Annotated in this window: 8 protein-coding genes; 3 read left to right on the forward strand and 5 right to left on the reverse strand. The window is 68.2% G+C overall.

Annotated features, from left to right (window positions below):
- Nucleotides 1-92 precede the first annotated feature (92 nt).
- Both ON22_RS17195 and ON22_RS17200 read right to left on the reverse strand, forming a co-directional pair.
- A complete protein-coding gene (locus ON22_RS17195; protein WP_197039622.1) occupies nt 93-1,481 on the reverse strand; it encodes an amidase in 1,389 nt (462 codons plus the stop codon).
- Between the two features lie 29 nt (nt 1,482-1,510).
- Nucleotides 1,511-2,476, reverse strand: coding sequence for a D-2-hydroxyacid dehydrogenase (locus ON22_RS17200; protein ID WP_033241440.1), 966 nt, complete (start codon nt 2,474-2,476; stop codon nt 1,511-1,513).
- A gap of 107 nt (nt 2,477-2,583) precedes the next feature.
- Here ON22_RS17200 and ON22_RS17205 point away from each other — a divergent pair, with 107 nt between their 5' ends.
- Genes ON22_RS17205 through ON22_RS17215 form a run of 3 tightly spaced genes read left to right on the forward strand, consistent with a single transcriptional unit; the run spans nt 2,584 to nt 4,747 of the window.
- Complete coding sequence (locus tag ON22_RS17205) at nt 2,584-3,303, forward strand: maleate cis-trans isomerase family protein (protein WP_197039621.1); 720 nt, start codon at nt 2,584-2,586, stop codon at nt 3,301-3,303.
- A 45-nt stretch (nt 3,304-3,348) separates the two neighbouring features.
- On the forward strand, nt 3,349-4,080 hold the full coding sequence (locus tag ON22_RS17210) for a maleate cis-trans isomerase family protein (RefSeq protein ID WP_033241438.1): 732 nt from the start codon (nt 3,349-3,351) through the stop codon (nt 4,078-4,080).
- Nucleotides 4,067-4,747, forward strand: coding sequence for a GntR family transcriptional regulator (locus ON22_RS17215; RefSeq protein ID WP_033241437.1), 681 nt, complete (start codon nt 4,067-4,069; stop codon nt 4,745-4,747). Before ON22_RS17210 ends, ON22_RS17215 begins: the two co-directional genes overlap by 14 nt.
- A gap of 334 nt (nt 4,748-5,081) precedes the next feature.
- On the opposite strand, the gene truB is transcribed toward ON22_RS17215, so the two are convergent.
- From truB to ON22_RS17230, 3 genes are all read right to left on the reverse strand, one after another.
- Nucleotides 5,082-5,981, reverse strand: coding sequence for a tRNA pseudouridine(55) synthase TruB (truB, locus tag ON22_RS17220; protein WP_033241436.1), 900 nt, complete (start codon nt 5,979-5,981; stop codon nt 5,082-5,084).
- A complete protein-coding gene (gene npt, locus ON22_RS17225; protein ID WP_033241435.1) occupies nt 5,981-6,649 on the reverse strand; it encodes a 4'-phosphopantetheinyl transferase Npt in 669 nt (222 codons plus the stop codon). The genes truB and npt overlap by 1 nt, the downstream gene beginning before the upstream one ends.
- Nucleotides 6,650-6,685: 36 nt before the next feature.
- Nucleotides 6,686-7,502 (reverse strand): metallophosphoesterase family protein (locus tag ON22_RS17230; RefSeq protein ID WP_043740272.1); only part of this gene is annotated, 817 nt, incomplete at its 5' end.

The following is a 7,502-nucleotide window of genomic DNA, read 5'->3' on the forward strand; positions in this document are numbered from 1 at the left end:
GGGGAGGCCACAAGCGATTCGCTCCCGCCATGTGCCGCGCCGGGGCGGGGGCCCCCGACGACCGACCGACCCGAGCTCGGGCGGCGCCGCAGTCAGCGCGCGTCCAGCACCGCCTCCGCGAACCGGCCGACCGCCAGCACGAGATCGTCGGAATGCCGGGGGCCGATGATCTGCAGGCCCACCGGCAATCCCTCGCTCGTCCGCCCGGCGGGGATACTCAGCGCGGGCTGCTGGGTGAGGTTGAACGGATAGGTGTAGGGCGTCCAGTCCGGCCAGTCCGACATCCCGCTGTCCGGTGGGACATCGTGACCCGCCGCGAACGCGGGGATCGGCACCGTGGGCGTGATGAGCAGGTCGTAGACGGTGTGGAAGGTGCCCATGGCGATCGCCACCTGGGCGGCAACCGCGCGGGCATCGAGATAGTCGGTGGCGGAGAGGGTTTCGCCGTGCTCCCAGACCCGGCGCAGGCCGGGATCGGCGTTTTCGCGGGCGCCCGGCGGAAAGTTCGCGAGCATGGCCGCGGCTCCCGCCGCCCACATCACGTCGAAGGCTTCGCGTGGATCGGCGAACCCGGGATCGGCGGCCGAAACGCGCAGCCCGGCGGCCTCCAGTGCGGTGACCGCGCCGGAGACGATCGCCTCGACCTCCGGATCGGGGCGCACATAGCCCAGCGTCGGCGAGTAGGCGGCGGTCACGCCGCGGACATCACGCTGGATCTGGCCGCGGAACGTGGTGAGGGTGGGGGCCAGCGCGGTGGGGTCGCGTGGGTCCGGCAGGGCGAGAATATCCAGTAGCAGCGCCGCGTCCTCGACCGTGCGGGTCAGCGGTCCGGCATGGGCGAGCGGGCCGAACGGGCTGGCCGGATACAGCGGGATGCGACCGTGCGTCGGTTTGAAGCCGACGATGCCGCAGAACGCGGCGGGAATCCGGACGCTGCCGCCGCCGTCGGTGCCCACCGAGACCGGGCCCATCCCGGCCGCGACCGCCGCGGCACTACCGCCGGAGGAGCCGCCGGCGGTAGTGGAAGGGTCGACGGGGTTGCGGGTGATACCGGTCAGCGGACTGTCCGTCACGCCCTTCCAGGCGATCTCGGGTGTGGTGGTCTTACCCACCATCACCATCCCGTCCTCACGCACTCGCGCGGCGACGGGGCTGTCCACCGGCCAGGGGCCTTCCGGGCCGATGCTCAGGGAGCCGCGGCGGGTCGGCCAGTCCTCGGTGAGGAAGATGTCCTTGATCGAGATCGGCACACCGTCGAGCAGCCCGCGGACGTGCCCCGATTGCCAGCGCGCCTCGGAATCCTTGGCCTGCACCAGCGCGCGGTCGGGATCGACGAGGCAGTAGGCGTTGATATCGGTATCCCGCGCGGTGATGGCGGCGAGTACGGCCTCGGTCGCCTCCACCGGGGACAATGTCCCGGCGGCGTAGGCGGAGACCAGTTCGACCGCGGTCATATCGACGGGATCGGTCGGTCGGGGCACCTCGGGCTGGTTCATCTGCGGCCTTCCCTTCAGCCGGGCACATACCCCAGCGTCTTGTCGACGACGTTGTCCAGCGGCCGACCGGCCAGCCAGTGCTCGAAATTCTCGGTGAACACGGTGACGATCTCCGTGCGCCAGCCGGCGAAATCACCGGAATTGTGCGGGGTGATATGCGCATTGGGCAACTGCCACAGCGGATGTCCGGGTGGCAGCGGTTCCGGGTCCACCACATCCAGCGCGGCACCGGCGATCGCGCCGTTCTCCAGCGCGGTGACCAGATCGTCGGTGACCACCAGTTCACCACGCCCGACGTTGACGAAGCGGGCATGCGGTTTCATGGCACCGAACGCCCGGGCGTCGAACATATGCCGGGTGTCGTCGGTCAGCGGGGCGATGGCGACGACATAGTCGGCGCCGGGGAGTTCGGCGATGAGATCGGTGGCGACGGTGCCGAAATCGGGGTCGTCGGTGCGGGCGCGGCGGCCGACCGCGCGGATCCGCATACCGGCGGCCCGTAACAATCCGGCGACCGCGCGCCCGATCGATCCGGTGCCGACGACGAGGGCGGTGGCTCCGGCGATCCGCTCGGATTCGCGATGCTGCCAGATCTCCTGCCGCTGCAGCCGCTTCGACCCCGAAAGATCTTTGGCGAAGTCGAGGATCTGGCCGAGGACGTATTCGGCGATCGCGGTATCGAAGACTCCGCGGGTGTTGGTGACGACCACATCGCTGTCGCGCAGGTCGTCGAACATCACCGTATCGACGCCGGTGGCGCCGATATGCAGCCAGCTCAGCTGGTCGGCCGCCGGCCAGGCATCGGGCAGCGCATGGGTCTGGAAGTCGTAGACGAACAGCACATCGGTACCGGGCAGCGCGGCGGCCAGCCCGGCCGAATCCGTGTAGCGCACCGTGGCCCGCGCATCGACCGGCGCCATCAGCGCGGGATCGGGCTGCTGGTCACTGTGCACAATCGTGACGATGGGGCCCGATTTCATATTGACACAGTATGGTCACATCGTATGATTGTCAACAATCCGATCGTTCTCGGAGGTCTTCCCGGCTGAGTGCGAGAGGGGCCGCAGTGGAGTTCGATTTTCCCGATATGGAGGGCCCGGTCGCGCAACGGGGCATCGGTGTCATCGCACCGTTCGACCTCGCCCTGGAGCGTGAACTCTGGCGCTGGGCACCGCTGGAGGTGAGCCTGCACCTGGCCCGCACACCCTACGAACCGGTCCCGGTATCGCTGGCCATGGCCGAACTGGTCTCCGACGCGACCCATCTGACCGCCGCGACCCGCAACGTTCTGCACGTGGAACCCGAAGTCGTGGCGTATCTGTGTACCTCCGGTAGTTTCATCAAAGGCATCGAATACGAACGCTCACTGCGGGAAACGATCTGCCGGGCAGGGGCGGCCAACGCGGTCACGACCTCCGGCGCGCTCCTCGAAGCGATCGGCCATCTCGGTATCACGAACCTGTCGATCATGACCCCCTACGACGAGGTTCTCACCGGCAAACTGCGCGACTTCCTCGCCGAAGCGGGTTGCGAGGTGGTCCGCTCCGACCACCTCGGTCTGGGCGGCGGAATCTGGAAGGTCAACTACCGCACCATTGCCGAGCGCATCCTGGGTGCCGACGATCCGCGCGCCGAAGCGATTTTCGTCAGCTGCACGAACCTGCCCACCTACGACATCATCGAACCGCTGGAGAAGGTTCTGGGCAAACCGATTCTCACGGCCAACCAGCTCACCATGTGGGCCTGTCTCGGGCGGATGAAACTGCCGATGATGGGTCCGGGCCGCTGGCTGCTGGAGGTGTTCTGAAAGATGATGTCCCCGAACGTAACCCAGCTCGGAAACGGAGGGCCCATGCCGGCACCGACCATCGGATTCATCTACCCCGACCATGCCGCCGAGGACGATTACCCACGAGCGGAGGCCCTGCTGGACGCACGGCTGCCGGTGGCCCATATCTACGGCACCGATCTGCACGCAGTACCCGAACTGCTGGATCTGGGCAGCCCGGGCAAACTCCGCGACGGCGCCGCCCGGCTCGCCGCGCACCGGCCGGACGCTGTTGTCTGGGCATGCACCTCGGGCAGTTTCGTCTACGGCCCGGACGGCGCCCGCGAACAGGTCCGGGGGCTGGCCGAGGCCGCGGGCGTTCCGGCTTCCAGCACCAGTTTCGCCTTCGTGGCGGCCGCGCAGGCGCTGGACGTCCGGCGGGTGGCGGTCGCGGCGAGCTACCCGGCGGATGTGGCCGGGCTGTTCGCCGATTTCCTGGCCGATGCCGGGATCACCGTGGCCGCGTTCGCGAGCGCGGGTATCGAAACCGCTGCCGAAGTAGGCACGCTCGAACCGGAGCAGGTACTGGCGCTGGCGCGGGCAAATGATCATCCGGAGGCGGAGGCACTGCTGATTCCCGATACCGCCATGCATACCCTCGAGGTGCTGCCCCGCCTGGAGGCGGCACTGGGGAAACCGGTACTCACCGCCAATCAGGTCACCATCTGGGAGGGATTGCGACTCGCCGGCGCGACCCGGATCGTCCCGGCACTGGGCGCGTTGTTCGCGGAAAGGCCCGCATATGTCGGTCATTGATTTCGAACCCGTCAATCAGCGCTCCACCGCGGAGATGATCGCCGACCGCCTCCGGGAGGCGATCATGCGCGGCGCGCTGGAACCGGGAGCGCAGCTGGGTGAGGCCGATCTCGCGGCGCAGTTCGGGGTCTCGCGCGGCCCGGTCCGGGAAGCGATGCAGCGGCTGGTCTCGGAGGGGCTGCTGCACAGTATCCGCAACCGCGGCATCTTCGTCATCGAACTCACCCTCGCCGATGTCGTCGACATCTACCGGTCGCGCACCGCGATCGAAGGAGGTGCGCTCGCGCTGATCCTCGACGACCGCCGCGACAGCGCCTACGCGGCACTCGCACCGAGCGTGCAGACCATGCTCGAACGGGCCGCGGCGGGTGACGCCGCCGGGGTCTCCGACGCCGACCAGCAGTTCCACGAGGCCCTGGTCGCGGCGGCGGGCAGCACACGCCTCGTCCGGGCGGCCCGCACCCTACTGATCGAAACCCGTATGTGCCTGGGCAAACTGCAGACCACCTACCCCGACCTCCGCGAGCAGGCCGACGAGCACGTGGCACTACGGGAGGCGATCGGCGCCGCGTCCCGGGGCCGAGCCCACCGTCTGCTACGCGACCATATGGACGACGCCGTCCAGCGTCTGCGCGACCAATACGCCGAAGAACCTGTCCCAGGGTGAACCCCGATATGCGCACAGTGCGCCCACACGAGGTATTCGTCCGACGCCGGACCGTCTCCGGCGCGGCGACGACCGAATGCCCGCACCCAACCGGTGCCGGGCGGTCCCTGACAGCACCGATGCGACAGCCGATGCCATCGGCCGGTTCGGTGCCGTGAAACACGGTGCCGGCCGCCGGGCAGAAGGCCGACGGGAACTGCGCCGGCGCCGCGGGCAGCCGTTCCGTACGGGCCGATAGGACAGGTGCGCAACGCGACCTGCGAAGCTGCGGAGTGTTCGTCGACGTGCAGCGTGCACTGTTGTGCCCCGCGCAGTACCGGCGACTGCGAGTTGTTCAGTCGACCAGGCCCCGCGGGCGCACCACGAATACGGGCGCGGCGCGCTTACCCTTCTCCTGGAGCAGCGCGATCGCCCGTCCGCCCTCGGTGAGCGCGGCATGGACACCGGTGATGCCGATCGGGTCGAGCCAGCGGCCGTCCCGTAGTTTCTCGACATCATCGGCGCCGATCACGCGGTGCGGGAAAGACAACCGGACGGCGGCGTCGATATCGAGGCTCGGAACGGGATCCTCTGCCAACTGTTCGAGGGTGCGGGCATGTTCGAGCGTGAACGGGCCGACCCTGGTGCGGCGTAACGCGGTCAGATGACCGCCCACTCCCAGCGCGGCACCCAGATCGCGTGCCAGCGCACGGATATAGGTGCCCGACGAACATTCGACCACCACATCCAGATCCACCACATCGGGCTCGGCGATATCGCGGCGGGCCAGTACGTCGAAACGGGAGACCGTGACCGGCCGGGCGGCGAGCTTCACCTCTTCACCGGCACGGTGCCGGGCATAGGCGCGTTCACCGCCGACCTTGATGGCGCTCACCGTCGCCGGCACCTGCTGGATATCACCGGTGAGCACGGCGACCCCCCCGGCGATATCGGCATCGGTGATATGCCCGGCCGCCGCGGTGGTCAGTACTTCCCCCTCGGCGTCATCGGTGGTCGTGGCGCAGCCCAGCCGGATCGTCGCGGTGTAGGCCTTGGTGGTGAGCGTGAGCAGGCCAAGTAATTTCGTGGCGCGCTCAACGCCGAGTACCAGCACCCCCGTAGCCATCGGATCGAGCGTGCCGGCGTGCCCGACCTTCTTGGTGTGCAACAGCTTCCGCGCCCGGGCCACGATATCGTGGCTGGTCGGGCCGGTGGGTTTGTCGACGATCAGCAGACCGCCCAGGACATCGGCCATCAGCTGTGCGCAATCGCGGTCAGGATGAATCCGCCGGTGATCAGCCAGCGGCCGTCGAACGAGGTGAGGGGCACGCCGCCGTCGCCGGTCTGCCCGGGTACCAGCAGTTCCGACCGGAACGTGCCCGCCCCCGTCCCGGCGCCCTGCTCCTCGACGGTGAAGGTGATGTGTGCGTCCTCGAAACCCAGCCAGCGGGTGGTGAGCGGGAACCACGCCTTGTACGTGGCCTCCTTCGCGCAGAACAGCAGCCGATCCAGATGCAGTCCGGAGTCGCTGCTCCGCAACCACTCCCGTTCCGCGGGCAGGCTCACCGAATCCAGGACACCCTCGGGAAGGGTTTCGTGTGGTTCGGCGTCGATCCCGATCGAGCGGTACCGCAGCTTATGCGCCAGCGCCGCACCCCGGAAACCGTCACAGTGAGTGAGACTGCCGACGATCCCGCGCGGCCATACCGGCGCACCGCGTTCGCCTTTGCCGATCGCCACCGGCGGCTCCCCCAGCTGTGCGAGTGCCTGGCGGGCGCAGTGCCGCGCGCCGATGAAATCGCGGCGCCGCTTCTCCACCGATTTCGCGATCAGCGGTTCCTCGGCGGGATGCGCTTTCAGATCCTCCGGATAGTCCAGCAACTCGGCGGAGGCGATATCGGCGGGCAGGATTGTCTCGATCATCGTCGGTGAGCCTACTGGGTGTCGCCGGTCGCCGGTTCAGGCGAGCCCGCGGCGGCGCTGGGCCTTGTCGCGCATCTCGGCGGCCGCGGCAGCCATCTCCGGCGTCACCTTGAAATGGCCGCCCCATTCGTTCAGGTCGCCGGGCCCGTACCGGGGGTCGGGCAGGATCTGGCGGAGCAGTTTTTCGGGTTTCCCGCGCTTCTGCCATTCCCGCGGATAACCCAGGGAAACTTCTTCGAACCGGACACCGTCGTAGTACGTGGTACGCGGAATATGCAGGTGACCGTAGACAGCGCAGACCACGTTGTAATGGGTGTGCCAGTCCGCGGTCTGCTCGGTACCGCACCACAGTGCGAATTCGGGATACCAGAGCATATCGGTGGGTTCGCGGACCAGCGGGAAATGGTTGATCAGCACCAGCGGTGTGGCCTCGGGCAGGTTGTCCAGTTTGCGGCGGGTGGCGCGGACCCGGGCGTCGCACCAGGCGTCCCGGGTGAGATATGGGTCGGGGGTGAGCAGGAATTCGTCGGTCGCCACCACATTGCGTTCCCGGGCGATGGCCAGCCCTTCGGCCTTGGTACGCGCGCCTTCGGGCCGGAAACTGTAGTCGTAGAGCAGGAACAGCGGAGCCAGTGTCACCGCGCCGCCATAGGCCTCGGCACCGGCGCCGGTCCACACCGGGAACGGATCCTCGGGAGTGAGCACATCGAGGTCCCGGCACATGGCGACCAGGTAGTCGTAGCGCGCGGCCCCGTGCATCTGCACCGGGTCTTTGGCGGTCGTCCACAGTTCGTGATTACCGGGTACCCAGATCACCTTCGCGAAGCGTTCGCGCAGCAGTTTCAGGGCCCAG

The organism is Nocardia carnea NBRC 14403 (assembly GCF_000308515.1).
In the GTDB taxonomy this organism is placed as follows: Bacteria; Actinomycetota; Actinomycetes; order Mycobacteriales; family Mycobacteriaceae; genus Nocardia; species Nocardia carnea.